The 26,623-nt window shown below is 32.0% G+C and carries 22 protein-coding genes; all 22 read left to right on the forward strand.

Features of this window, described 5'->3' with window-relative positions; translation table 11 throughout:
* The first annotated feature begins 1 nt into the window (after window position 1).
* The 22 genes from B0A57_RS07085 (at window position 2) to rpoN (ending at window position 26,109) form a co-directional block, all read left to right on the forward strand.
* A complete protein-coding gene (locus B0A57_RS07085; RefSeq protein ID WP_034099431.1) occupies window positions 2-1,138 on the forward strand; it encodes a beta-ketoacyl-[acyl-carrier-protein] synthase family protein in 1,137 nt (378 codons plus the stop codon).
* Entirely contained in the window at window positions 1,138-1,755 is a 618-nt protein-coding gene (locus tag B0A57_RS07090) for a hypothetical protein (protein WP_011964358.1), read from the forward strand. Before B0A57_RS07085 ends, B0A57_RS07090 begins: the two co-directional genes overlap by 1 nt.
* A gap of 1 nt (window position 1,756) precedes the next feature.
* Window positions 1,757-2,014: a phosphopantetheine-binding protein gene (locus B0A57_RS07095; protein WP_011964357.1), complete on the forward strand. Its 258-nt coding sequence runs from the start codon at window positions 1,757-1,759 to the stop codon at window positions 2,012-2,014.
* Window positions 2,015-2,214: 200 nt separating this feature from the next.
* The gene (locus B0A57_RS07100; RefSeq protein ID WP_038467002.1) at window positions 2,215-3,438 is read left to right on the forward strand and encodes an AAA family ATPase; all 1,224 of its coding nucleotides are present in this window, start codon (window positions 2,215-2,217) and stop codon (window positions 3,436-3,438) included.
* A complete protein-coding gene (locus tag B0A57_RS07105) occupies window positions 3,429-3,926 on the forward strand; it encodes a hypothetical protein (RefSeq protein ID WP_038466999.1) in 498 nt (165 codons plus the stop codon). The genes B0A57_RS07100 and B0A57_RS07105 overlap by 10 nt, the downstream gene beginning before the upstream one ends.
* Window positions 3,927-3,933: 7 nt before the next feature.
* A complete protein-coding gene (locus B0A57_RS07110; protein ID WP_162472652.1) occupies window positions 3,934-5,133 on the forward strand; it encodes a beta-ketoacyl-[acyl-carrier-protein] synthase family protein in 1,200 nt (399 codons plus the stop codon).
* Window positions 5,130-6,194, forward strand: coding sequence for a beta-ketoacyl synthase chain length factor (locus B0A57_RS07115; RefSeq protein WP_034099417.1), 1,065 nt, complete (start codon window positions 5,130-5,132; stop codon window positions 6,192-6,194). The genes B0A57_RS07110 and B0A57_RS07115 overlap by 4 nt, the downstream gene beginning before the upstream one ends.
* Entirely contained in the window at window positions 6,188-6,964 is a 777-nt protein-coding gene (locus tag B0A57_RS07120; RefSeq protein ID WP_034099415.1) for a polysaccharide deacetylase family protein, read from the forward strand. The genes B0A57_RS07115 and B0A57_RS07120 overlap by 7 nt, the downstream gene beginning before the upstream one ends.
* Complete coding sequence (locus tag B0A57_RS07125; RefSeq protein ID WP_011964352.1) at window positions 6,954-7,586, forward strand: outer membrane lipoprotein carrier protein LolA; 633 nt, start codon at window positions 6,954-6,956, stop codon at window positions 7,584-7,586. Before B0A57_RS07120 ends, B0A57_RS07125 begins: the two co-directional genes overlap by 11 nt.
* Window positions 7,555-8,184, forward strand: coding sequence for a hypothetical protein (locus tag B0A57_RS07130; protein WP_034099413.1), 630 nt, complete (start codon window positions 7,555-7,557; stop codon window positions 8,182-8,184). Before B0A57_RS07125 ends, B0A57_RS07130 begins: the two co-directional genes overlap by 32 nt.
* A gap of 2 nt (window positions 8,185-8,186) precedes the next feature.
* Window positions 8,187-8,813 carry an outer membrane beta-barrel protein gene (locus tag B0A57_RS07135; protein WP_034099411.1) on the forward strand — a complete coding sequence of 209 codons (627 nt, stop codon included), beginning with the start codon at window positions 8,187-8,189 and terminating at the stop codon, window positions 8,811-8,813.
* Window positions 8,814-8,818: 5 nt separating this feature from the next.
* Window positions 8,819-9,190 (forward strand): 3-hydroxyacyl-ACP dehydratase FabZ family protein, encoded by a 372-nt coding sequence (locus B0A57_RS07140; RefSeq protein WP_034099409.1) that lies wholly within the window; start codon window positions 8,819-8,821, stop codon window positions 9,188-9,190.
* 2 nt (window positions 9,191-9,192) lie between these two features.
* Complete coding sequence (locus tag B0A57_RS07145) at window positions 9,193-9,678, forward strand: hypothetical protein (protein ID WP_011964348.1); 486 nt, start codon at window positions 9,193-9,195, stop codon at window positions 9,676-9,678.
* A gap of 15 nt (window positions 9,679-9,693) precedes the next feature.
* Window positions 9,694-10,875, forward strand: a complete 1,182-nt coding sequence (locus tag B0A57_RS07150) for a DUF2062 domain-containing protein (protein WP_034099406.1) — start codon at window positions 9,694-9,696, stop codon at window positions 10,873-10,875.
* Between the two features lie 3 nt (window positions 10,876-10,878).
* The gene (locus tag B0A57_RS07155) at window positions 10,879-14,562 is read left to right on the forward strand and encodes a 1-acyl-sn-glycerol-3-phosphate acyltransferase (protein ID WP_034099404.1); all 3,684 of its coding nucleotides are present in this window, start codon (window positions 10,879-10,881) and stop codon (window positions 14,560-14,562) included.
* Window positions 14,562-16,079, forward strand: a complete 1,518-nt coding sequence (locus tag B0A57_RS07160; protein WP_034099402.1) for a phytoene desaturase family protein — start codon at window positions 14,562-14,564, stop codon at window positions 16,077-16,079. The genes B0A57_RS07155 and B0A57_RS07160 overlap by 1 nt, the downstream gene beginning before the upstream one ends.
* Before the next feature lie 6 nt (window positions 16,080-16,085).
* A complete protein-coding gene (locus B0A57_RS07165; RefSeq protein WP_034099425.1) occupies window positions 16,086-17,756 on the forward strand; it encodes an acyl-CoA--6-aminopenicillanic acid acyl-transferase in 1,671 nt (556 codons plus the stop codon).
* Window positions 17,753-19,051 carry a phenylacetate--CoA ligase gene (locus B0A57_RS07170; RefSeq protein WP_011964343.1) on the forward strand — a complete coding sequence of 433 codons (1,299 nt, stop codon included), beginning with the start codon at window positions 17,753-17,755 and terminating at the stop codon, window positions 19,049-19,051. Before B0A57_RS07165 ends, B0A57_RS07170 begins: the two co-directional genes overlap by 4 nt.
* A gap of 196 nt (window positions 19,052-19,247) precedes the next feature.
* Window positions 19,248-20,240 carry a tRNA dihydrouridine synthase DusB gene (gene dusB, locus B0A57_RS07175; RefSeq protein ID WP_011964342.1) on the forward strand — a complete coding sequence of 331 codons (993 nt, stop codon included), beginning with the start codon at window positions 19,248-19,250 and terminating at the stop codon, window positions 20,238-20,240.
* A 211-nt stretch (window positions 20,241-20,451) separates the two neighbouring features.
* Window positions 20,452-22,875 carry an efflux RND transporter permease subunit gene (locus B0A57_RS07180; RefSeq protein ID WP_034099400.1) on the forward strand — a complete coding sequence of 808 codons (2,424 nt, stop codon included), beginning with the start codon at window positions 20,452-20,454 and terminating at the stop codon, window positions 22,873-22,875.
* Window positions 22,876-23,114: 239 nt separating this feature from the next.
* Complete coding sequence (asnS, locus tag B0A57_RS07190; RefSeq protein WP_034099396.1) at window positions 23,115-24,551, forward strand: asparagine--tRNA ligase; 1,437 nt, start codon at window positions 23,115-23,117, stop codon at window positions 24,549-24,551.
* A gap of 91 nt (window positions 24,552-24,642) precedes the next feature.
* Window positions 24,643-26,109, forward strand: a complete 1,467-nt coding sequence (rpoN, locus tag B0A57_RS07195) for an RNA polymerase factor sigma-54 (RefSeq protein ID WP_011964339.1) — start codon at window positions 24,643-24,645, stop codon at window positions 26,107-26,109.
* Window positions 26,110-26,623: the final 514 nt, after the last annotated feature.

Below are 26,623 nucleotides of genomic sequence, written 5' to 3' on the forward strand. Positions count from 1 at the left end.
AATGACAAAAGAAGTATTTATTACCGAAACAAACTGCATTACACCCATCGGGTTTAACGTTACCACCAATATTCAAAATATTGAGAGAGGCTTTTCTGGTATTCAATTACATCAGAATGCCATGTTGAACAAACCATTTTATGCGTCAACAATCGATAATAAGGAATTAAATACGGCTTTCGCCAAAATTACGCAGTCACAAAATTACTCCCGATTAGAAAAAATGATGATTTTGGCTTTGCAACCCATAGTTGAAAACTCAAAATTAGATTTGAATAACAAAGTGGGTTTCCTACTTTCTACAACCAAAGGAAATATTACAGCATTGGCAAATCCTTCAGAACAAAGCTTTCAAAGCGCACAATTACATCAATTAGCAAAAAACATAGCCGCTTTTTTCGGATTCAAAAGCGAACCCATTGTAGTTTCTAACGCTTGTGTTTCTGGAATTTTAGCCGTTTCGGTTGCCAAAAGATTAATACAATCTGAAATGTTCGACAATATATTTGTCGTGGCTGGTGATGAAGTTTCTGAATTTGTTTTGTCAGGGTTCAATTCCTTTCAAGCCATGAGCGATTTGCCTTGCAAACCGTATTCAAAAAACAGAACAGGCGTTTCTCTTGGCGAAGCAACAGCAGCAGTTTTAGTTTCTGCAAATAGAGAAAATGCAAAAATAAAAATCATTGGCGATGGCGCTATAAACGATGCCAATCATATTTCTGGACCATCAAGAACAGGCGAAGGACTTTTTAGAAGTATCGAAAGCGCTTTGGCGGAAGCCAAAATAAAAGCAAATCAAATCGATTATATTTCTGCTCACGGAACCGCAACCCCGTTTAATGACGAAATGGAAGCCATCGCTTTCAACAGATTAGGATTAGAAAATGTTCCAATAAATAGTCTCAAAGGATTTTACGGACATACTTTAGGAGCTTCTGGATTACTAGAAACCGTTATCGGAATTCAATCTGTTTTAGAAAATAAATTATTTGTTTCTTTAGGTTTTGATGAGATAGGCGTGAGTCAACCCATTAATATTATCAAAGAAAACCAAGATAAAAACTGCAACTATTTTCTAAAAACAGCTTCTGGTTTTGGTGGTTGTAATACGGCGGTTTTATTCGAAAAAATAAAGTAATGCTAGAAAATAAAACTTACATACAATCCTTTTGTACGATTCAGAATAATGAAATTATACTGAACGGAGAATCGATTTTTAAATCAGATTCTAATTTGTTTTCAGATTTTTCCAAGAAAGCCTATCAGAATTTCGACATCAATTACCCTAAGTTTTTCAAAATGGATAATTTGAGTAAATTGGCTTTTTTGGCAGCTGAATTACTTCTGAAAAATGAAATTGACAACACAAAAGAAAACAATATTGCTTTGCTTTTTGCCAATAATTCATCAAGTTTAGATACCGATGTAAAATACCAAAACTCCATTTCCGACAAGGAAAATTATTTTCCGTCTCCGGCAGTTTTCGTTTACACCTTACCCAATATTTGCATCGGAGAAATTAGTATTAAGCACCAATTGAAAAGTGAAAATTCTTTTTTTATCTTTGACGCGTTCCATTCGGAATTTATGACAAATTATGCCAACGTACTTTTGCATACAAAAAAAGCAGAAAAAGTACTTTGTGGTTGGGTCGAATATTATAACGAAGAATACAAAGCATTCCTTTATCTGGTTGCCAACGAAGGGAAAGTAGCGCATAATATACAAACAATAGAAAATTTATATAACAAATAATATGGAAGCATTAAAACAAGAGTTAAAAGCAAAAATCATCGAAGTTCTAAACTTAGAAGATATAAATATAGCAGATGTAGCAGATAATGATGCCTTATTCGGCGACGGATTAGGATTAGATTCTATCGATGCTTTAGAACTTATTGTGATGCTCGACAAAGATTACGGAATCAAATTAGTAGATCCAAAAGAAGGAAAAAATATTTTCCAATCTATCGAAACCATGGCAGCGTATATAACAGCAAATAGAACGAAGTAATTTTAGATTTTATATTTAAAAGTGTATGACTACACGAAACAATGTTTTGACTGGAATTAATTATTGATAGCGATGATTTAATGAAAATGAAGTGTCGAATTTATTAGATGTGCAACATCCTTGAAAAAACTAACGGCTTAAAAACAAAATTCGATACTCATGTTTTTTTTGTACTTTTGATTCAAATTTTTAAAAATTAAATGGCTAAACTTAAGATTAATAATATAGGGCCGATTAAGAACACGAGCAATTTCAAAAATGAATATATTGAGTTTGACGGAGTAACTGTTTTTATTGGTAATCAAGGTACTGGGAAAAGTACAATCTCAAAAATTTATTCAACTTTAGCTTGGATTGAAAAAGCATTGGTTAGAGGGGATTTTAATATAAATTACATTTCGCAATATAATCGATTCAAAAAACAATTAGCTTACCAAAATATTGGAAATTATCTAAATGACGATTCATACATAGATTATATAGGTAAAGCTTACCAAATAATTTATAGAAACGGAAAAGTTGAAGTAATAGAAAATCTTGATAAAGATTCTGAATACTTGTTCCCTAAAATAATGTACGTACCTGCTGAAAGAAACTTTGTTAGTACTGTTGAGAGACCTGATTTAGTTAAAAGGCTTCCGTTGCCTTTATATACTTTTCTAGAAGAATATGAATATGCAAAACAAAATTTATCTGAAACTATTACCTTGCCTATTGGAAATATAAAGTTTGAATATAGAAAACAAAATAAAAAATCTTGGTTAATAGGAGAAGATTACAAAATTGATTTATTAGAAGCCTCGAGTGGTTATCAGTCTTTGGTTCCTTTATTTCTGGTTACTAATAGTTTGTCTAAAATTATTTCAAATGAAAACAATGCTTCTTTTAAAGAAAGAAATGTAGTTGATGAAAATAAAATTCGAAATCAAATTGATAAAATTTTTTCTAATGATAAAATATCAGAAGACATCAAGACATTGTTATTAGAAAAATTATCATCAAAATATAAGTATTCAAGTTTTATAAATGTTGTCGAAGAGCCTGAACAAAACTTATATCCAACTTCTCAAAAAGGTATCTTATTTTCGCTTTTTAGTAATAAAAATAAAAATGACTTAAATAAGTTAATTATAACAACTCATAGTCCTTACATAATAAACCATTTAACACTTGCTATAAAAGCGTTTATGGTAAAACCAACAATTGATGATTCATTATTTGGCGAATTAAACGATATTGTCCCTTTAGATGCTGCTATAAACCCTTCAACTGTTAATATCTATCAACTTGATGAATCTGGTAACATTGAAAAACTTGATAATTACAAGGGATTACCGTCAGATGAAAATTTTCTAAATGAATTTTTAGGAGCATTTAATGATGATTTTGTTAAATTACTTGAAATTGAAAAAAAATGCCAATAGATTTTTTTGAAAATAAATGTAAATCTACTTCAAATAAAATTGAATTTGGTTTGTGCGACGATTCTTCACCAGCAGAAAATCCAGCCTATATTAATGAAGATGATGACTCAAAATGGATTGGTATTGTAAAAAACAATACCAATAAAGAAATTGAATTCATTGCAATTGATTCTTGTATTGATATTAGAAGACCTGATGGTAAATTAGAAAGCAGATGTGATGGATTGTTATCTTTCGATACTAATTTGATCTTTGTAGAATTAAAATCACGAGAAAGTAAAAAATGGTTTAAAACAGGAAGAGAGCAATTAACAAATACGATTAGAATTTTTAAAGATAATTATGACATATCCAAATATAATTCAATTTCTGGGAATGTATGTAATAGTTTAAGACCACAATCTCATGCTGGACAAGCAACAAATATCCAACAGTTTTTTGATGAGACTGGTTTGATTCTGAAAGGCGACAGAACTATAAAAATCTAAAATGAAAATGAAAGGAGTTGCAATCACAGGGATGGGAATAATATCTGCAATCGGGAATTCGGTTGAAGAAAATTATGCTTCATTACTAAATAACAAAACGGCAATTACCACCATCGAAAATATTTCGACAGTGCATGCTAATTTGAGAAAAGTAGGCGAAATCAAGAAAACCAACCAAGAGTTAGCGGATGAATTAAAACTTTCTACCGATAATAATTTCTCACGTACCGCTATGATTGGTGCCATTGCAGCCAAACAAGCCGTTGCAAATGCAGGAATTACTTCGATAAACGAATATAAAACGGGATTAATTTCGGCAACAAGCGTGGGCGGCATGGACATGACCGAAAGATATTATTACGATTATTTCGAAAAGCCAGAAACCATCAAATATATTAGTTGTCATGATGGTGGCGATGTGGCTCAAAAAATAGCCAATGAATTAGGCTTAAACGGAATGGTAACCACGATCAGTACGGCGTGTTCATCGGCAGCAAATGCCATTATGCTAGGTGCAAGATTAATAAAATCTGGAAAACTAGACCGAGTAATTGTAGGCGGAACCGATGCTTTGGCAAAATTTACCATCAACGGATTTAAAACCTTAATGATTTTATCGGACGGATATAATATGCCATTCGATAATGATCGTAAAGGATTAAACTTAGGTGAAGCAGCCGCTTTTTTAGTATTAGAATCGGACGAAATGGTCGCAAAACAAAACAAAAAAGTATTGGCAAGAGTCTCTGGTTATGCAAATGCAAACGATGCTTTTCATCAAACTGCTTCTTCCGAAAACGGAGAGGGTGCCTTTCTAGCCATGGAAAAAGCGTTTCAAGTTTCGGGACTAAAACCAGCACAAATAAATTATATTAATGTACACGGAACGGCAACGCCTAACAATGATTTATCTGAAGGGAGAGCCATAGTTAGAGTTTTTGGCGAGAATAATATTCCCGATTTTAGCTCCACAAAACCATTTACAGGTCACACATTAGCAGCAGCAGCAGCAATCGAAGCTGTTTATAGCGTTCTGGCAATTCAAAACAATGTGGTTTTCCCTAATTTGAATTTCAAAACTCCTATGGAAGAGTTTAATATGATGCCGCAAACCATTTTAAAACATAAAAACATCGAACACGTTTTGTCCAATTCTTTTGGATTTGGCGGAAATTGTTCGACCATAATTTTTTCAAAAAGCGAATGAGAAAGACATATATAAATGGTGTAGGTTGTATTTCGGCGCAAAAAACGTTCGACACAATTTTTTTGGAAGAAGCAACAATAAATGAAATCACTAATGTTTTACCATTAGAAATTCCTGTTTACAAAGATTTTATTTCCCCAACAGCCATTCGAAGAATGGCAAAAGGAGTAAAAAATGGCATTGTAGCATCTGCATTAGCCATGAGAGAAGCAAATACTGAAACCTTTGACGCTATTATTACAGGAACAGGAATGGGTTGCATAGACGATTCTGATAAATTTCTAAGAGCATTAATAGATAATAATGAAGAGTTTTTAACCCCCACTTCTTTTATTCAATCTACTCATAATACAGTAGGTTCTCAAATTGCTTTGGGATTGCAATGCAAAGCCTATAATTTTACGTATGTAAACGGTTCGGTTTCTTTCGAATCGGCACTTTTAGACGCAAAATTACAGTTTGATGAAAACGAAGCTTCTTCAATTTTAATTGGAGCAATAGATGAGATGAACGATTATACGGCATCACTTTTTAAGTTGGCTGGATTCATCAAACAAGACAATGAGAGTCCGTATAAAGTGCTAAATTCAACTACAAAAGGAGTTGTACATAGCGAGGGTGCTACTTTTTTTGTTCTAGAAGATAAAAAACACGACAATTCCTATGTTGAGGTTTTAGATGTTGAAATCATCAACAAACTTCATATAGAGGAAGTTGAAACAAAAATATTTGATTTCCTGAAATCAAATAGTTTGCAAATTTCTGATATTGATGCCTTAGTTTTAGGTTACAATGGCGATGTAGAAACAGATGGTTATTACAAAACACTTTCATTAAACACTTTTGAAAACACACAACAAATTTATTACAAACACTTGTGTGGCGAATACAATACCGCTTCTGCTTTTGGATTGTGGGTTGGTGCGAAAATTATAAAAACACAGCAAATACCTGAAATCCTAAAAGTAAATCATTTAGAAAAAACGGACTATAAAACCATACTTTTATACAACCAATACAAAGGAATCGATCATAGTTTTACTTTAATTTCAAAATGTTAAATTACCGAAATACAAATATTGTTTTTCTTACACTTTTTGCCTTACTATTACTCTTTAGTTTTTTTGTAACGGTGCATTGGTGGTTTTTCCTAATTCTTTTTGCAATTAGATTTGTAATTTTGGTTGTTGGTTCTTCGTTTATTCAACTTGGTTTTCACTTGCAAGCCTATTGTAATAATCCGTTAGAAAAAGGAAAAAATATAGCTTTAACATTTGATGACGGGCCACACGAAATGACATTGTTGGTTTTAGATGTTTTGAAAAAACACAATGCAAAAGCGACTTTTTTTTGTATCGGCAAGAACGCAGAAAAACATCCAGAAATTATAAAACAGATTATTTCAGAAGGGCATATTGTTGGCAACCATTCCTACAATCATTCTCGTCTTTTCGATTTTTATAGAAAAGACAAATTAGTAGAAGAAATCGTACAAACTGATGCTTTGATTAAAAAAATTTCGGGCAAAAAAACTATTTTATTTCGTCCGCCATTTGGAGTTACAAATCCATCAATAAAAAAAGCATTACAAGTAACAAAACACCACGTTATTGGCTGGAATGTTCGTTCCCTAGATGGTGTTATTAAAAACGAAAAACTGGTTTTTAGCAGGATAAAAAAACTAATTTCTCCTGGCGGAATTGTACTTTTGCACGATACTTCTTTGCAATCCGTTAACGCATTGGAACAATTATTGCAGTTTGTTGAAGAAAATAAATACAAAGTTATTTCGTTAGAACAACTTTTAGAAATTAAAGCTTATGAAGATTAAAACAGCTATAATCGCATTAATTTTATGTTTTTGCCATTCTTTACTACTAGCTCAAGAGCAAAAAATGAATGATACCGAAATTATTTCTTTCAAAAAAACAGTCAAAGAAGTGGCTACAAAAATAAAATCGCTAAGTACAGATTTTGTGCAATACAAGCACCTAGATTTTTTATCGAAAGATATAGAAACTTCAGGAAAAATGGCGTTTAAAGAGCCAAATATGTTGCAGTGGCAATACAAAAAGCCGTATAATTACAGTATTGTTTTTAAAAACGGAAAAATTTTTATAAACGACGAAGGCAAAAAAAGTGCGATGGATGTAAGTAGCAGCAAAATTTTTGCCAAAATAAACAAACTCATTGTGGGTAGTGTAAGTGGCGATATGTTTGACGATGCGGCATTTTCTATTTCTTATTTTAAAAACAAAATTAACAATATCACGAAGTTTATCCCAAAAGATGCTGCGCTGAAAAAATATATCAAGCAAATTGAGTTAACTTTCGATAAAGATGATGCAACGGTAATTCAGGTAAAATTGCTAGAATCATCAGAAGATTATACACGTATAGTATTGAAAAATAAAGTATTAAATGCAAAAATCGACAATTTTATTTTTAATTAGCATACTGTTCTTAGTTACTTCTTGTGCTACAAATAAGCTCGAAAAAGCATTGAAGCCAGTAGTTGTAGAAAAAACAGTTTATAATGTTCCGTATTTTGCCAATTCAGAAATAGATTATGTGTATAAGGCAAACATTTCGGTTTATGACAATAATTTGTCTGGGATTTTTATCGCCAAAAAAATAAATGAAACCACACATAGGGTTGTTTTTACGACCGAATTTGGAAATAAATTATTAGATTTCGAAATTTCTGAAACTGATTTTAAAGTAAATTCGATTGTTGATGAATTGAATAGAAAAATATTAATTAATACCTTAAAAACTGATTTTAGGTTGTTGCTAAAAAAACAGTTTTTAATAAAAGAACAATTTGAAGACGCAGAAAATAAAGTATATAAATCTGAAGCAGAAGCTCGAATTAATTACCTTTTTGTATCAAAATTAGAAGAAAAACTCCTAAAAATTATATACTCAAATAAAAGAAAAAAGAAAATTAATATTAATTTTACTTCAGAAAATAATACTTTTGCGGAAAGTATTGTTATTCAACATGATAATATTAAGCTAAAAATAGAATTAAATTATTTAAAACACTAAAAATGAAAAAGCTATTTATTGTTGCCATTATTGCTTTATTGGGAGTTGTACAAGCAGAAGCACAAGTTACATTTAAGCCAGGATTGCGTGGCGGGTTAAATTTTGCTCATTTCACAAAAGGAGATTATTATAACGACTCATCTACAAATATTAATGTAGATAAGTTTAGTTCAAAAACCGATTTTTATCTAGGCTTTTATGGCGCTTTGCATCTTACGAAATATTACACATTACAACCAGAGATAGATTATTCTAATCAAGGATCTACAATAAATTATATTGACAGAAATAATATTTCTAGAGACACAAAACTAAATGCGTCATATTTATCTATTGCAGTGATAAATAAGTTTACTTTCAACAAATTTAATGTTCTTCTTGGGCCATCATTAGATTTTGTAGTAGATAAAAATTTTCATGTTGAAAATGATGTTGATTTAACATTTCAATTAGGTGCAGGTTATGACATTACAAAAAACTTTGGTATCGAAGCAAGAATTAAAAAAGGTATTGTTCCTGCATACAAAAGTAATAATTATAATGGTGTTGGGTACTACAGTAATAGTAGGGCAGATCACACTAATGTTGTGTTTTCTCTTGGCGCAACTTATACCTTTGATATAAAATAAAACATATGCTTTTAAAAGATTTTTATAAAGTAATTTCGTTAGAAAAAAATGATAGCCAAAAATATTTGGCTATCATTTTGGTTAATGAAAACCACGAAGTTTTTAAAGGACATTTTCCTGGTAATCCTATCATGCCAGGGGTTTGTATGATGCAAATTATTAAAGAAATTACAGAGCAAATAACTGAACGTTTGCTGATAATGCAGAGTCTAACAAACGTTAAATTTATGGCATTAATAAATCCAGAGGTAACACCAGAATTACGATTAGAATTAGATATTACAGTAACTGACGATGGTTTGGTTAAAGTAAAAAACACAACTTACTTTAACCAAACGGTGGCTTTAAAATTAAGTAGCGTTTATAAAAAAGTATAAAGATGAAACTTCTAATTTCTATTTTCTGTATTCTAATTTCTTTCAATAATTTAGAGGTTTCTGAGATTAGAAGGTTGTATCCGAATGCCGCAAATTCTGAAATTACATCGAAAGAATTTGCCTCAAAACTTTCAGATATTACAAGCGAAAGTAATAAAACCTTAGTAGCTTACAAAGGTGCTTCGATTACTATTTTTTCAAAATTTGAAAAGAAAATTTCAAATAAAGTTAAAACCTTCAAAGAAGGAGCAAAATTAGTCGAATTTGCTATTGCAAGCGATCCGAACAATATAGAAATCAGATTAATCAGATTAAGTATTCAGGAAAATACACCTAAAATTGTAAAATATAATAAAAACACAAAAGAAGATGTTGCGTTTATTTTAGCGCACTATAAAGAACAAACAAATGCTACAAAAGAATATATAAAAAGCTTTGTGAAGCAATCTAAAAGTTTTTCTTCCGATGAAAAGCTGACTATAAAATAGTAGTAATTGCAGTTAATGAACCATTCTATTTCAGATATAAATTCAATAAAATCATTAAATTATTGTGTTATTGTACCCACGTATAATAATCACAAAACATTAACTCGGGTTCTAGATTCAGTTTTAGAATATACTACTAATGTGATTATTATAAATGATGGTTCGACCGATTCGACCGCCGAAATTTTAAAAAAGTATTCAAATCTTACCCAAATTCATCATTCAAAAAATGCTGGAAAAGGAATTGCTTTGCAAAATGGTTTCAGAAAAGCATTAGAACTTAATTTTGATTATGCGATAACTATCGATTCCGATGGGCAACATTTTGCTTCAGATATTCCTTCTTTTATTGATGAAATTAATGCAAATGGCGAAGCTTTACTTATAGGGAGCCGAAATATGACACAAGAAAATGTGCCTAAAAAAAGTAGTTTTGGGAACAAATTTTCTAATTTTTGGTTTTGGTTCGAAACGGGAACCAAACTAGAAGATACACAATCTGGTTATAGATTGTATCCTTTACAAAAAATTCCTAAAAACTATTTTACAAATAAATTCGAGTTCGAAATAGAAGTAATAGTGCGTACTGCTTGGAAAGGAATTGCTGTAAAAAACATACCCATTCAGGTTTTATATGACCCAACCGAAAGAGTTTCACATTTCAGGCCATTTAGAGATTTTACTCGAATTAGTATTTTAAATACAGTTTTAGTAGCAATCGCCATTTTTTATATCAAACCCATCCGTTTTTTTTTGAGTTTAAAAAAAAAAGGAATTAAGAAATTTGTTCTAGAAAATATACTTCATCATGATGACAGCAATCTGAAAAAATCATTATCTATAACCTTGGGTGTTTTTATAGGAGTAGCACCATTTTGGGGATTTCAGACCATTATTGTACTCTTTTTAGCTATTTTTTTTAAACTCAATAAACTCATTGCGTTTGCTTTCTCGAATGTTAGTTTCCCCATTTTTATTCCTTTTATAATTTATGGTTCTCTAAAAACGGGTAGTTATTTTGTCAGGACAGGGAAACCTTTATTGTTGGATACTTCGATGACGCTTGCCGATGTTGAAAGCAATGTTACTCAGTATCTCATAGGAAGCTTTGTTTTGGCAACCATAATGTCAATCATTTTTGGTCTTTTTGGTTATTTTTTATTAACTATTTTTAGTGCGTCTAAAAGCAAAAAATAAAGCATGCAAAACTTCTTTTTTAATCTTAATTCATTTGCAAATAAAAATAAATTACTGTTTTCAGCAATGGTAATTGCGTTGCTTTTGTTTTTTTGTTTTTTTGCTTCAAGAATTTCTTTTCAAGAAAATATTACGCAACTCATACCTTCAAATGATCGATCTGGAGTTACATCAAAAGTATTAGAACAAGTTAATTTTGCCGATAAAATCACGATTGTTATTAAAAGTAACAACAATGGTTCTCCTGATGATTTAACAAAATATGCCAATGAGTTTATTAATAATTTAGAGACTAAATGTAAACCTTATATAGCTAAAATTAAAGGAAAAATAGACGAAGAAAACATACAAGAAACCTTCAATTTTGTGTATGCTCATTTGCCTCTTTTTTTAGATAAAAGCGATTATGCAACCATTCAAAACAAAATAAATAACGATAGTATTTCAAAAGTTGTCGAAGCCAATTACAAATCCTTAGTTTCTCCCACAGGAATGGTTACTAAAGATTTTATATTGCAAGATCCGCTAGGAATATCTTTTATTGCGCTAAAAAAATTACAACAATTAAGTATTGGCGGTGATTTCGAATTGCAAAATGGTTTTGTTTTAACGAAAGACAAGAAGAATTTATTGTTGTTTATAACCACAAAACTTCCAGCAAATGAAACCAATAAAAACACTTTGTTTATTGATGAATTAGAAAAAATAAAAACCAATTTAAATGCTAAATTAGGAAATAAAGTAGTCATGAATTATTTTGGAGCTACACCAGTTGCCGTTGCAAATGCTACACAAATAAAGGACGATGTGCAAAAAACTTCCATTTTTGCAACAGTAACTTTGATTCTCATTTTGGCTTTTTTTTACAGAAATATTGCAACACCAATACTCATTTTTATTCCTTCTATTTTCGGAGCCATTTTTGCCTTAGCGGTTTTATACTTTTTTAAAGGAACAGTTTCGGCAATTTCACTCGGAATTAGTTCTATTTTATTAGGGGAAACGACAGATTATTCTATTTATGTCTTAACGCATCTGCGCAATAAAAAGGATATTAAACTGTTGTATAAAGATATTTCAAAACCATTAATGCTCTGCGGAATTACAACAGGAATTACCTTTTTGTGCTTGTTCTTTATCAAATCGGAAGCTTTGCAGGATTTGGCAATTTTTGCGGCTTTAAGTGTTGTTGCCACTTCGTTTTTTTCATTGATTCTCATTCCGCTTTTGTACAAAACAAAAAATGAAATTGCGGTTCAAAAGTTAAATCTCATCGATAAATTAGGAGCATATTCCTATCATAAAAATAAATTTTTAATAATTTCAGTTTTTATTTTATTTATTATTTCGCTTTTCACATATTCTAAAGTTACTTTCAATAATGATTTGTCATCACTTAATTTTATGACACCAGAGTTAAAAAAGACCCAAAAATATTTAGAAAACATTGCGAATGAAGAAGGAACAAAATCTATTTATGTGGTTACACATGGCAAAGATTACGATGTTGTTTTAGAGAGCAACAATAAGTTGTTTTCTGTGTTAGAAAAAGACAAAAAAGCAGCAAAAATTCTTAATTTCAGTTCTGTTGGTGGTATTGTTTTTTCTGCAAAAATTCAGAAGCAGAAAATTCAGGAATGGAATAATTTTTGGTCTTCAGAAAAAAAATCGAATCTTAAAAATAATTTAATTTCTAATGGGAATAAATATGGGTTTAAAGAAAATACTTTTTCTGCTTTTTATGAAACTTTAAATCAAAATTTCTCTGCAATTTCGTTTCAAGAATACGCAAAAGTAAAGTCTTTCTTTTTAGATGAATTTGTTGCTAATAAGAGAGGTTTTTATACCGTTTCTACTTTGGTAAAAGTACCAAACGACAAAAGAAATTCATTTGTAACGGGCATAAAAAAACAACCAAATACTGTTGTAATTGATAGGCAAGAGACAAATGAAGTATTTTTAAATACATTAAAATCTAATTTTCAAAATCTCGAAAATTATTCTTTTATGATTATATTTTTAGTTCTTTTTATTGCTTTTAGAAGACTAGAATTGGCTATTGTAAGCATTATCCCAATACTAATAAGTTGGATTTTTACGACAGGAATTATGGGAATTTTCGAGATCCAATTTAATGTGATTAATATTATTGTTTGTACCCTCATTTTCGGAATAGGAGTCGATTATAGTATTTTTATGACTATGGCTTTGCAAAAAGAACACACTTTTGGAAAAACCGAATTACCAACTTATAAAACGTCAATATTATTATCAGTTGCTACGACTATTTTAGGAATTGGGGTTTTAATTTTTGCCAAACATCCTGCACTAAAATCTATCGCATTAATCGGAATTATCGGAATATTTTCAGCCTTAATTATTACGTTTGTCATTCAGCCTTTGGTTTTTGCTTTTTTTGTAACCAATAGAACCAAAAAAGGCAAGCAACCGTTCGAATTACGTTCGTTTATTCACGGCATTCTTTCTTTTTTTTACTATGGTTTTGGTGGTTTTCTGATGTCTGTTTTTAGTGTTACGATTCTAAAAATATTACCATTTAAAACTGAAGTTAAAATGAAATATTTCCGATATGTGATGTCAAAATTCATGAAATCGGTGCTTTATACCAATCCTTTTGTAATTAAAAAAATCAGTAATATTCAAAACGAAAAATTTGACAAACCTGCTGTAATTATTGCCAATCACACTTCGTTTTTAGATATTTTGTGTGTTGGAATGTTAAGTCCAAAAATCATATATTTAGTAAGCGATTGGGTTTATCATTCGCCTGTTTTTGGTGGTGCAGTAAAAGCCGCTGGTTTTTATCCAGTTTCCGAAGGTATCGATGGTGGTTTAGAGCATTTGCGTCCAAAAATTGATGAGGGATATTCGATAGTTATTTTTCCAGAAGGCACAAGGTCTGAAAGTAATGTGATCAAGCGTTTTCATAAAGGCGCTTTTTATATTGCCGAACATTTTAATCTAGATATTATTCCAATACTTATTCATGGAAATTCAGAAACGCTTCCCAAAAACGATTTTATTATTTATGACGGCTCGATTACGGTTAAAATTTTAGAAAGGATTACACCAAAAAACTCTGTTTTTTTGGGTAATTATACAGAAAGAACAAAAAAAATAGGTACTTTTTTTAAACAAGAATTTCAACAATTGCGTTGCGAAATTGAGAATAAAAATTATTTCGAAAAAATTATTTTACTCAGTTTTGCTTATAAAGAAACGGAAATTATAAATATTGTTAAAGTAGATTTGAAAAGTAATTTACTTTGCTATTTCAACCTAAATAAGTATATTCATAAAAAAGCGAAAATACTTCATTTAGCTAATGATTTTGGTCAACTCGATGTATTGTTAACTTTGCAAGAAGCGCAAAGAAAAACAGATAGTTATCTCGCAAATGAGTTATACAGAGGTATCGCTAAAGAAAACCTTTGGACAAAAAAACGAACCATAAACTATTTGGCATCAGAAGATAAAATGGCTCAAGATTATGATGTTGTTTTAATTTCAGATGCGATAAACGATATCAATATTCAAAAAATAGTTCAGATTACCAGTACAATTGTATTAATTAATAATTTTAAGTTACTAAATTCGTTCTTTGATTCTGGTTTTGAAATCAAATCGCAAGACGACCAATTGATTGTTTTAAAGAAAAAATCTTAATGAAAGAGCATTACGACATAGTAATTATAGGAAGTGGTTTAGGCGGATTAGTTTCTGCCATAATATTAGCTAAAGAAGGGTATAGCGTTTGTGTGTTAGAAAAAAACAATCAGTTTGGCGGAAATTTGCAAACCTTTGTAAGAGATAAAACCATTTTCGATACTGGAATTCATTATATTGGAGGATTAAGTGAAGGTCAGAATTTGTATAAATATTTCAAATATTTAGGCATTATAGATGATTTGAAACTCAAAAAAATGGACGAAGACGGTTTCGATATTATTTCTTTTGAAGACACAAATAAAGAATTTCCTCACGCCCAAGGCTATGAAAATTTTACCAATCAACTAGTGAAATTTTTTCCTGAAGAAAAAAATAATATCGAAAAATATTGCAAAGAAGTTGTAGCAACTTGCGACTCATTTCCTTTGTACAACTTGAAGCACGAAGGCGAGTATGACAGCGAAATTTTAGCTATAAATGCCAAGCAATTTATAGACAGTGTAACCCAAAACAAAGAATTGCGAGCCGTTCTTGGTGGTACTAATTTCTTGTATGCTGGAATTGCCAACAAATCTCCTTTTTATGTTCATGCCTTGTCTGTAAATTCTTATATTCAGAGTTCTTATCGTTGTATAAATGGCGGAAGTCAAATTACAAAACAACTCATAAAACAACTCAAAAAGCACGGAGGCGAAGTGTATAAATATAAAGAAGTTGTACAATTCGAATCGGAAGAAAATGAGGTAAAACGAGCTGTGATGAAAGACGGAACATCAGTCTCTGGAACCATTTTTATATCTAATGTAGATCCTAAAGCAACCCTAAAAATGGTTGGTGAAGATAAATTTAGAAAAGCATATATTAATAGAATAGATAGTTTAGAGGGTGTAATTTCGGCCTTTAGTTTGTATATTGTTTTTAAACCCAAAACTTTCAAATATAAAAACCATAATTATTACCATTATAAAAACAGCGATCATGTTTGGACAGCACACGAATATGACCAAAAATCTTGGCCAAAAGCATTTATGGCTTCTATGAATGCTGGTAAAGACCCTATTTGGGCAGACGGAATGACATTTATGACTTACATGAAATTCGAGGAGCTAAAAGCATGGGAACATACTTATAATACAACCGCAGATAAAGAAGACCGTGGCGAAACTTACAACGAGTTTAAAGCCAGAAAAGCAGAAAAGTTTTTAGAAGAAATAGAACTTAAATTCCCAGGAATTAAGGATTGTATCAGGTCTGTTCACACATCGACACCATTGTCATATCGTGATTATATAGGCGGCTACAAAGGGAATATGTATGGTTACGAGAAAGATTCAAACAATCCGATGAAAACATTTATAGCCTCAAAAACCAAACTAAATAACTTATATCTTACAGGTCAAAGTATTAATATGCATGGTGTTTTAGGGGTAACTATTGGCGCTGTTGTAACTTGTTCGGAAATTGTAGGAAAAGAATATTTGGTTGACAAAATTAGTCAATTTACACAAGGATAAATGAAGATGAAAAGACTTTTTCAATATTCAATTTTATTACTTTTTCTTTCCATGCTTTTATCTTGCGGAACATCAAAATCATTGCATCACAAGCCGCAATTAGTAGGTTATAACAATGCAATCCCAGTGGTAAAAAAACAGTCTAACACACTTTTTTCAACAGGAAATAATTTCCTGCTTAAAAACAAACAAAATCTTTGGGAACTTTATGTTGAAGGCGATGCGCTCGAAAGAGGCTTATTAACAGGAAGTTTAACGGATTCTTTGCTAAACAAACAACAGCATATTTTTTTCGATAAAATAAAAGAATTATTGCCTTCTAAATTTAAACAAAATGTGCTTAGGAATTTTCTAAAATGGTACGGGCGAAAATTATATCTCAATATCCCCGACGAATATAAAACCGAGATATACGGAATTTCGCAATATTCTACCCATGATTTAGATAACATTGCCTCCCCTTATTTGCGTTGTTTATATTTGCACGCTTCGCATGATATTGGTCACGCATTACAGGATTTGGCATTGGTTGGCTGTTCCTCATTTGCCGCCTGGGGAAATAAGTCTGAAGACGGAAGCTTAATTTTAGGCAGAAATTTCGATTTTTATGCAGGCGATGATTTTGCCAAAGATAAAATCGTAGCTTTTGTAAACCCAAAACAAGGTTATCCGTTTATGATGGTCACTTGGGCAGGTATGATTGGCGCTTGTTCTGGCATGAATAACCAAGGTTTAACCATTACTATAAATGCTGGAAAATCTAAAATTCCGCTCATAGCAAAAACACCAATTTCTATTCTTACTCGTGAAATTTTGCAATATGCTAAAAGCATTGACCAAGCCATTGCCATTGCAAAAAAACGTCAAGTTTTTGTGTCAGAATCGATAATGATTGGCAGTGCTAATGATAACAAAGCTGTTTTAATCGAAGTTTCTCCAAATAATTTTGGTGTTTTTGATGTTGAAAACAGTGATCAATTAATTTGTTCTAATCATTTTCAGAGTGAAAATTTAAAAAATGATGACAGAAATAAAGACCAAATAAAAAACAGTCATTCTAAATATCGTTATGACAGAATGGTCGAATTATTTGATGAAAACCCAAAAATAAACCCAAAAATAGCTTCCGAAATATTACGAAATAAAGAAGGTTTAAATAATTTGCCTTTGGGTTATGGGAACGAAAAAGCCTTAAATCAAATGATTGCACACCACGGAATTATTTTTAAACCAGAACAAGGATTGGTCTGGGTTTCGGCAAATCCGTATCAACTAGGGGAATTTGTTTGTTATGATTTGAATAAAATTTTTAATAAAAATAATGCTAAAAGCGAAATAGTTTCTCTGCAACAAGAAAATTTAAATATTTCAAAAGACCTTTTTTTAGAAACACCACAATATATAAACTATGAATTGTTTAGAATTGAAGACAGAAAAACAGATGCATTTTTAAAAGCTAAAAAAGAATTACCTTCGGATTTTATTAAAAACTACCAATCTTTAAATCCTAATTATTGGGTTGTTTATTATAAAGTAGGATTAAGTTTTTATCAAAAAAAACAATATCAATTGGCAAAAGAACAATTCGTAAAAGCGTTAACAAAAGAAATTACAACACTTCCCGAGAAATTAGAAATCGAGAAGTATTTAAAGAAAATAGAAAGAAAACTAAGATGATTCCAAAAATAGAAATCGCAACAACCGATGAAATTAAATCTTTTCAGGAGCAAAAACTTTTAGAATTATTAGCATACATAAATCAGAATTCACCTTATTACAAAAGACTTTTTGCAAAAACGGCTATTGATATTAGTAAAATAAAAACACTAGAAGATTTGCAATTGTTGCCGGTAACTTCAAAAGAAGATTTACAAAAATACAATGATGATTTTTTGTGCGTTCCAGTTACTAAAATAATCGATTATGCTACAACTTCAGGCACATTAGGCGAGCCAGTAACTTTTGGTTTAACAGATAATGATTTAGAAAGATTGGCTTATAACGAAGCTATTTCGTTCGATTGCGCAGGAATAAAAGAAGGCGATGTGGTGCAAATGATGACCACTATAGACCGAAGATTTATGGCGGGATTGGCATACTTTTTAGGCTTGCGAAAAATGAAAGTAGGTGTCATTCGTGTGGGGGCAGGAATTCCTGAATTGCAATGGGATTCTATTTTAAAATACAAACCAACACACCTAATAACGGTTCCTTCGTTTTTATTAAAACTAATAGAATATGCCGAAAATAACAATATCGATTATAATAAATCAAGTATAAAAGGAGCGATTTGTATTGGAGAATCGCTTCGAAATCAGGATTTTTCGATGAGTGTTTTATCTAAAAAAATAACCGATAAATGGAATATTAAGTTATTTTCGACTTACGCATCGACCGAAATGAGTACCGCTTTTACCGAATGTGAGCACTCAATCGGAGGGCATCATCACCCAGAATTAATTATTATCGAAGTGTTAGACGAGAATAATAAGCCCGTGAAAAACGGAGAATCTGGCGAATTAACATTTACTACCATTGGCGTAGAAGCCATGCCATTAGTTCGTTTCAAAACTGGCGACATTGTGCAATTGCACGATAAACCTTGTGCTTGCGGCAGAAATACCTTAAGAGTTGGTCCCGTAATTGGGCGAAAACAACAAATGATAAAATACAAAGGAACAACTTTGTATCCGCCAGCGATGAATGATGTTTTAACTCATTTTGAAAACATAGAAAATCATATTATCGAAATTTCTACTAATGATTTAGGAACGGATGAGATTTTAATAAAAATTGCGGTCAAAAACAAATCGGAAGTATTTTTGCAAGAATTGAAAGACCATTTTAGAGCCAAATTAAGAGTTACTCCTAAAATTGAATTTACTACAAAAGAGATTCTAAATCCACTTATTTTTAATCCGATGAGCAGAAAACCAATCACTTTTTTCGATAAAAGAAAGAATGATTATTAACTAATTACGCAAAGTTTGTCATTTCGACGAAGGAGAAATCACATTTAATTATTCGGATTATTTGATCTCTCCTTCGTCGAAAAGACAAAATTCTTAAGATTACAAATGAAAATCCGTGGTAATTTTTGTAATTCATGGTTGAAAATAAGTCTATTATCTCTCATAGAAAACTTCTATCTTTGCAAAAAAAAAGACAATGCCTAAAATAGGTAACATCATATTGCCAGATTTCCCATTACTACTCGCGCCTATGGAAGACGTGAGCGATCCGCCATTCCGTAGATTGTGCAAATTGCATGGTGCCGATTTAATGTATTCTGAATTTATTTCTTCCGAAGGATTAATACGTGATGCTATAAAAAGCCGACAAAAATTAGATATTTTCGATTACGAACGACCAGTTGGCATTCAAATTTTTGGTGGTGATGAAGAAGCAATGGCCATGTCAGCCAAAATTGTAGATGCCGTTCACCCTGATTTGGTAGATATAAATTATGGCTGTCCAGTAAAAAAAGTAGTTTGCAAAGGAGCAGGAGCAGGCGTTCTAAAAGATGTAGATCTCATGGTTCGGTTAACCAAAGCCGTTATTAGAAGTACTAATTTGCCAGTGACTGTAAAAACCCGCTTGGGTTGGGACGATAACTCTATTAATATTGATGAAGTTGCCGAACGTTTGCAAGACATTGGCGTACAGGCACTAACTGTTCATGCCAGAACAAGAGCACAAATGTATAAAGGCCATTCGGACTGGACACACATAGAAAGAGTAAAAAACAACCCAAGAATTACAATGCCTATTTTTGGAAATGGCGATATAGATTCTCCCGAAAAAGCATTAGAATACAAGAACAAATTTGGTCTCGATGGTATGATGATAGGTCGTGCTGCGATAGGTTATCCTTGGATTTTTAACGAAATAAAACATTATTTTGCCACAGGAGAACATTTGCCAGCCCCAACAGTTATAGACAGGGTAGAAGCCGCCAGAAACCACCTTACTTGGTCTATGGATTGGAAAGGCGAACGTGTAGGAATTGTCGAGATGCGTCGTCATTACACCAATTATTTTAAAGGAATTCACTCATTTAAGGAATACAAACAAAGATTGGTAACGCTAGATGATCCTGAGGAATTATTTAAAGTTCTGAGTGAAGTTGAAGAAGTTTATGCAGGTTATCAGTTTGTATAAATAGGGTTCACTTACAAGTTTACTTCATCAATTTTTTTAGACAGGAGTTTTTAGTTTCAATGTTTTTGATGTAAAATTAAATATAGCATTAATTTTACTTTTAATCAATTCTGTATAGCAAAGTTATAGGCGTATAATTGCCTTAAAAACTTTGCTTTATTTAACTAATTTTTGGCTCTTTTAATTACCTTTGCAGTTCTTTTTAAATGTTATGAAAAAAATGTTAAATATAGGATTCTGGGCGTTTGTTGCCCGTGTAATCCTAAGAAATAGAATTGTTTTTTTATCAGGAATTGTACTCATTACAATTCTGTTTTCTATGCAATGGAAAAACATTAAATTCACACAAACCGAAGCCAATTTGATTCCGTTTGATGATCAGATAAATGTAGATTATAGATCTTTCCTAAAGAACTTTGGCGAAGAAGGTAATCTGGTTGTAATTGCAACAAAAGACCCAAAATTATTTACCCCAAAAGTATATAAAGCCTGGAATAATTTGATGGCTACCATTCAATCTCATAAAGAGGTAGATTTGGTTATTTCTATTAGTAATTTAAAGAAATTAGTTAAAAACGACTCGCTCGAAAAGTTTGAACTTAGACCGCTAATAGACACTAATAAAACACAAAACCAAGCTTATTTATCCCAAATAAAATCCGATTTGTTAAATAAATTACCGTTTTATGAAGGGTTGTTGTTTAATAAAAAATCGGGTGCCATACGATCGGCTATTTATTTAGACAAAAAAATAATTAATACAAAAGCCAGAAAAGATTTTGTACTTAACCAACTCATTCCTGAAATAGAAAGTTTTGAAAAAGAAACAGGTGTCGATCTTAGAACCTCAGGAATGCCATACATTAGAACATTAAATGCCAAAACAATTCTTGACGAAATTGGTTTGTTTATTGGCGCAGCATTACTCATTACAGGACTTATTTTTTTCTTCTTTTTTAGATCATTTAGAGCAACACTGATCTCGTTAGTTATTGTAATTATTGGAGTAATGTGGTCCTTCGGACTATTAGGATTATTAGGTTACGAAATCACAGTACTTACCGCACTTGTCCCAACCCTTGTTATTGTTATCGGAATCCCGAATTGTATTTTTTTAATAAACAAATACCACCAAGAATACCAAGTTCATGGTAATAAAGCCAAATCGTTGCAGCGTGTTATTACAAAAACAGGAACTGCAACGCTCATGACAAACCTAACAACAGCCCTAGGATTTGCTACATTTATAGTAACAAACAATGTGTTGCTTACAGAGTTTGGCGTAGTTACATCTATAAATATTATTGCCCTTTATTTGTTGTGCTTGTTTATTATCCCCATATTTTTTAGTTATATTCCTGCTCCAATTCCTAGGCATTTAGGGCATTTAGAACGTGAATATCTTACTTCATTCATGGGTTGGATTTTGAGAACCGTAAAGTACAACCGAATAGGGGTTTACATCACCTCGATTTTATTACTTGTTCTAGGGATAATAGGTATTTATGAAATTAGAATTTCTGGAAGCATTATTGAAGACATGCCCAAGAGAACTGCTTTTTTTGATGACATTCGATTTTTCGAAAAAGAGTTTGATGGCGTAATGCCATTAGAAATTATGATTGACACCAAACGCAAAAAAGGCGTCATGAAATTATCGATGCTAAAACGCATGGAAGAACTTGAAGAAACCATTCAGGAAATTCCCGAACTAGCAAAACCACTATCGATAGTAAATTTAGTTAAATATTCTAAACAAGCTTACTATAACGGAAACCCCGAATATTACGAATTACCCACACAACAAGAGCAGGCTTTTATTTTGTCGTATGCAAAAAAGGCCACCCAAAACTCGAAAGAGAATTTAATGAAAAGTTATGTAGATTCGACAGGACAATTTGCCAGAATTACAACTTTTATTAAAGACGAAAACGGCGAAAAAATGAATGCTATTGAAGCCCAAATTAGAGCCAAAGCCAATAAATTATTTCCCTCGCCACAGTATAATGTTATTATTACGGGAAAAGCTTTAGTTTTTCAGAAGGGAACGCAATATTTGTTAGATAATTTACTGTCCTCATTAGCTTTTGCCTTTCTTATCACCTCATTACTGGTTTTAATTATGTTTCGTTCTGTTAAAATGGTTATTGTATCATTAATTCCCAATTTATTACCTTTAATACTTACAGCAGGATTAATGGGTTTTTTAGGAATTCCACTAAAACCATCTACCATATTAGTTTTTGGGATTGCTTACGGACTTTCGGTCGATGATACTTTGCGTTTCCTTGCCCAATACAGATTGGAACTCGCACGAAACGATTGGAAGATAAAAAAATCTGTTATTGCTACGTTTAACGATGCTGGGATTAGCATGTTTTATACTTCGATTGTTTTGTTTTTTGGGTTTTCGGTGTTTATGTTATCTAGTTTTGGAGGAACCGTAGCCCTTGGAGGACTGGTAGCCATAACTTTATTCTTCGGAATGTTGTCTAACTTGGTTTTGCTCCCAGCACTTGTCCTTTCGCTAAACAAAACATTGTCGAACGAGCAAGAATTTATAGAGCCTACTATAGATATTTTAGAACGAACAGATGCAGAGGTTGATGCTATGGAAAATAAAAATAAAAATTAATAGTTTTTTTCAACCTGTTAGGCATAATTTTTTAGCCCCAATAGCAGTGAAAATCCTTTTGCTTTTTTCTTTAAAAAGCAAAAGATTGGAACAGATTGCTTCGCCAGTTCGCACTTTCAGGCTCGGGTGCGGGAAAAAGCTCCAGATTTTTCCTATCGTCGAAATGACAAAGAGGAATACTGACATTTTCAAACAAATCGATTATATTTGCAATTATATATTACAATTATCAAAATAAAATGAGACATACAAGAATTTTAGACTTACTAAATAGCACAAAAACACTTCAAGAAGTAAATGTAAAAGGTTGGGTAAGAACTTTTAGAAACAATCAGTTTATTGCATTGAATGATGGCTCGACAATTCATAATATTCAGTGTGTGGTCGATTTTGAAAATACCGCTGATGAAACACTAAAACGTATTACTACAGGAGCAGCAGTTTCGGTAACTGGTGCGCTTGTAGAAAGCCAAGGTGCTGGTCAGAAATATGAAGTTCAGGTTGTAAAATTAGAAATTCTTGGTGATTCTGATGCCGAAAAATTCCCAATACAACCTAAAAATAAACCCAGTTTAGATTTCTTGCGTGAAAATGCGCATTTGCGTGTGCGTACCAATATGTTTGGTGCTATTATGCGTGTGCGTTCGGTTTTGTCGTATGCAGTGCATAGTTATTTTCAGGAAAAAGGTTTTGTATATGTAAATACGCCAATTATTACAGGTTCTGATGCCGAAGGTGCTGGAGAAATGTTTAAAGTAACCGCTTTGCCATTTGACAATACCCCAAGAACGGAAGACGGAAATGTAAATTATAAAGAAGACTTTTTTGGTAAAGAAACCAATCTAACCGTTTCAGGACAGCTAGAAGGCGAAACTTTTGCCATGGCTTTGGGTCAGATATATACTTTTGGACCAACATTTAGAGCCGAAAATTCGAATACTTCTCGCCATTTGGCAGAGTTTTGGATGATCGAACCAGAAGTTGCCTTTAATGATTTGACTGATAATATGGATTTGGCCGAAGATTTTATTCAGTATGTCATAAAATATACGATAGATAAATGTTCAGACGATCTTAAATTCCTAGAAAGTCGTTTGTTGGATGAAGAAAAATCGAAACCACAAGCAGAACGTAGTGAAATGGCTTTGCTAGAAAAACTAAATTTTGTTTTAGAAAACAATTTCAAACGGGTGTCTTATACCGAAGCGATTGATATATTAAGAGATTGTCCTCCAAATAAAAAGAAAAAATTCAATTACATTATTAACGAATGGGGAGCGGATTTACAATCTGAACACGAACGTTATTTAGTCGAAAAACACTTCAAATGTCCTGTAATTTTGTTCGATTATCCAGCCAATATCAAAGCATTTTATATGCGTTTGAATGAAGACGGAAAAACAGTTCGTGCCATGGATATTCTTTTTCCAGGAATTGGAGAAATCGTAGGAGGCTCACAAAGAGAAGAACGTTTTGACGTACTTGTCGAAAAAATGAAAGCATTAGGAATAGATGAAGAAGAATTATGGTGGTATTTAGATACACGCCGTTTTGGAAGCGCAGTACACTCAGGTTTCGGACTTGGTTTCGAGCGTTTGGTTCTTTTTGTAACGGGAATGACAAACATTCGCGACGTAATTCCTTTTCCTAGAACACCAATGAATGCAGAATTTTAATTGAATGTTGATTTGGTTATTTGTTGATTTGCTTATTCGATTGACCAAATCCACAAATCCACAAATAACCGAATAACCAAATAAACATCACATGTTAAAGCAGTTTCTAAATTTCAAATTATCTCAAAAATTATCTCCACAACAAATTCAGTTGATGAAGCTAATTCAATTGCCTACCCAAGCTTTTGAAGCCCGTTTGTTAGAAGAAATGAACGAAAATCCTGCATTAGAAGGCGGTGATGACCAAGAAGAAATTTACGAAAAAGATGAGTTTGATAATAATGACGATTACGATGAGTATGAAGACAATGATAGCATAGATTCTGGCGACATAAATATAGACGAGTATTTAAGTAACGACGAAACGCCAGATTACAAAACACAAGCCAATAATTATAGCGATGATGATGATGAAAGAGAATCACCATTATCGGCACCAGTTAGTTTTCATCAAGATTTAATTAATCAACTAAACACCTTTATTTTAACAGACGATCAGCGTAATATTGCAGAATTTCTTGTGGGAAGTATCGATGATATGGGGTATATAAGACGTACAATACAAGATATTGTAGATGATATGGCGTTTACCCAAGGTATTTATACCGATGAAAAAACGGTCGAAAAAATATTACATATTGTTCACGAATTAGAACCATCTGGCGTAGGCGCAAGAGATTTGCAAGAGTGCTTGTTGCTTCAATTGAAGCACAAAACGCCTACGGAATCTGTTGCATTAGCGATGAATATTATTCAAGATCAGTTTGAAGCTTTTACTAAAAAGCATTATGACAAATTGATGTTAAAGTTTTCAGTTTCTCGAGAACAACTCAAAAACGGAATCGACGAAATTGAAAGGTTAAACCCAAAGCCAGGAGGCGCTTATACCGGAAGCAACAAAATAACCGAACACGTGGTTCCTGATTTTGCTATAAAAATTATTGATGACGAATTAGAACTAACCTTAAACGGAAGAAATGCACCCGAACTTCATGTTTCGAAAGATTATCAAGACATGATGAAAACCTATAAGGATTCTAAAGACAAATCGAACGCACAGAAAGATGCCGTTCAGTTTATCAAACAAAAATTAGATTCTGCAAAATGGTTTATCGATGCCATAAAACAACGTCAGGAAACATTATATGTTACAATGAATGCCATCATGCATTTTCAACAAGAGTATTTTCTTGATGGTGATGAGGCTAACTTAAAACCAATGATTCTTAAGGATATTGCCGATATGATAGGATTAGACATTTCAACTGTTTCCCGTGTGGCAAATAGCAAATATGTAGATACACCTTATGGTACAAAGCTAATTAAAGAGTTTTTTAGTGAAGCCATGACAAATGACCAAGGCGAAGAAGTTTCGACTATAGAAATTAAAAATATTCTTCAAACAGTTATTGCAGAAGAAGATAAGAACAAGCCGCTACCAGACGACCAATTGGCAGAAATATTAAAAGAAAAAGGCTATCCTATTGCCCGAAGAACCATTGCTAAATATCGTGAACAGTTAGATATTCCTGTGGCGAGAATGAGAAAAAAAATGTAATCACCATAATTTACAGCAACACTTATTTTAAACTACAACATTAGATCTTATAAGTCTTGAACATCCTTTGGTAAAATTAGCAGATGGGGTTTCTTAGCAGAAAATAGAGTTTGAGTTTCAAGCTTTGTATTCAAATCAAGAGCCTGTATTCCAATTAGAAAAATAGCAGGGGATATTACTTTTAAAAGAAATGTTTGAAGAAAGTGACGAATCTGTTGTGTAGCGTTGGATTAAGAACGCTTACGGGCAATATTTTACGGGTGAAAATTTCTTTTAAACCAAGAAACAATAGAGCCAACAATATCGCATCTAAAAAGAAATTACACTTTGGGTTTAAACTTGCTCAAAGTTCTGACCAGAGATATTCATCATGCACTTTTATCAGGGATTGGCTACAATCTAAAAATGAGATATAAGTAAATGAAAGTACAAATAGTTTTTTGTTTCGAATTTTTAAGTTGTGTTTTCTAAATGTATTTTTAAAAATAAATATAATACCAATTTATCTTTAAAA

The organism is Flavobacterium psychrophilum DSM 3660 = ATCC 49418, from assembly GCF_002217405.1.
Lineage (GTDB): Bacteria > Bacteroidota > Bacteroidia > Flavobacteriales > Flavobacteriaceae > Flavobacterium > Flavobacterium psychrophilum.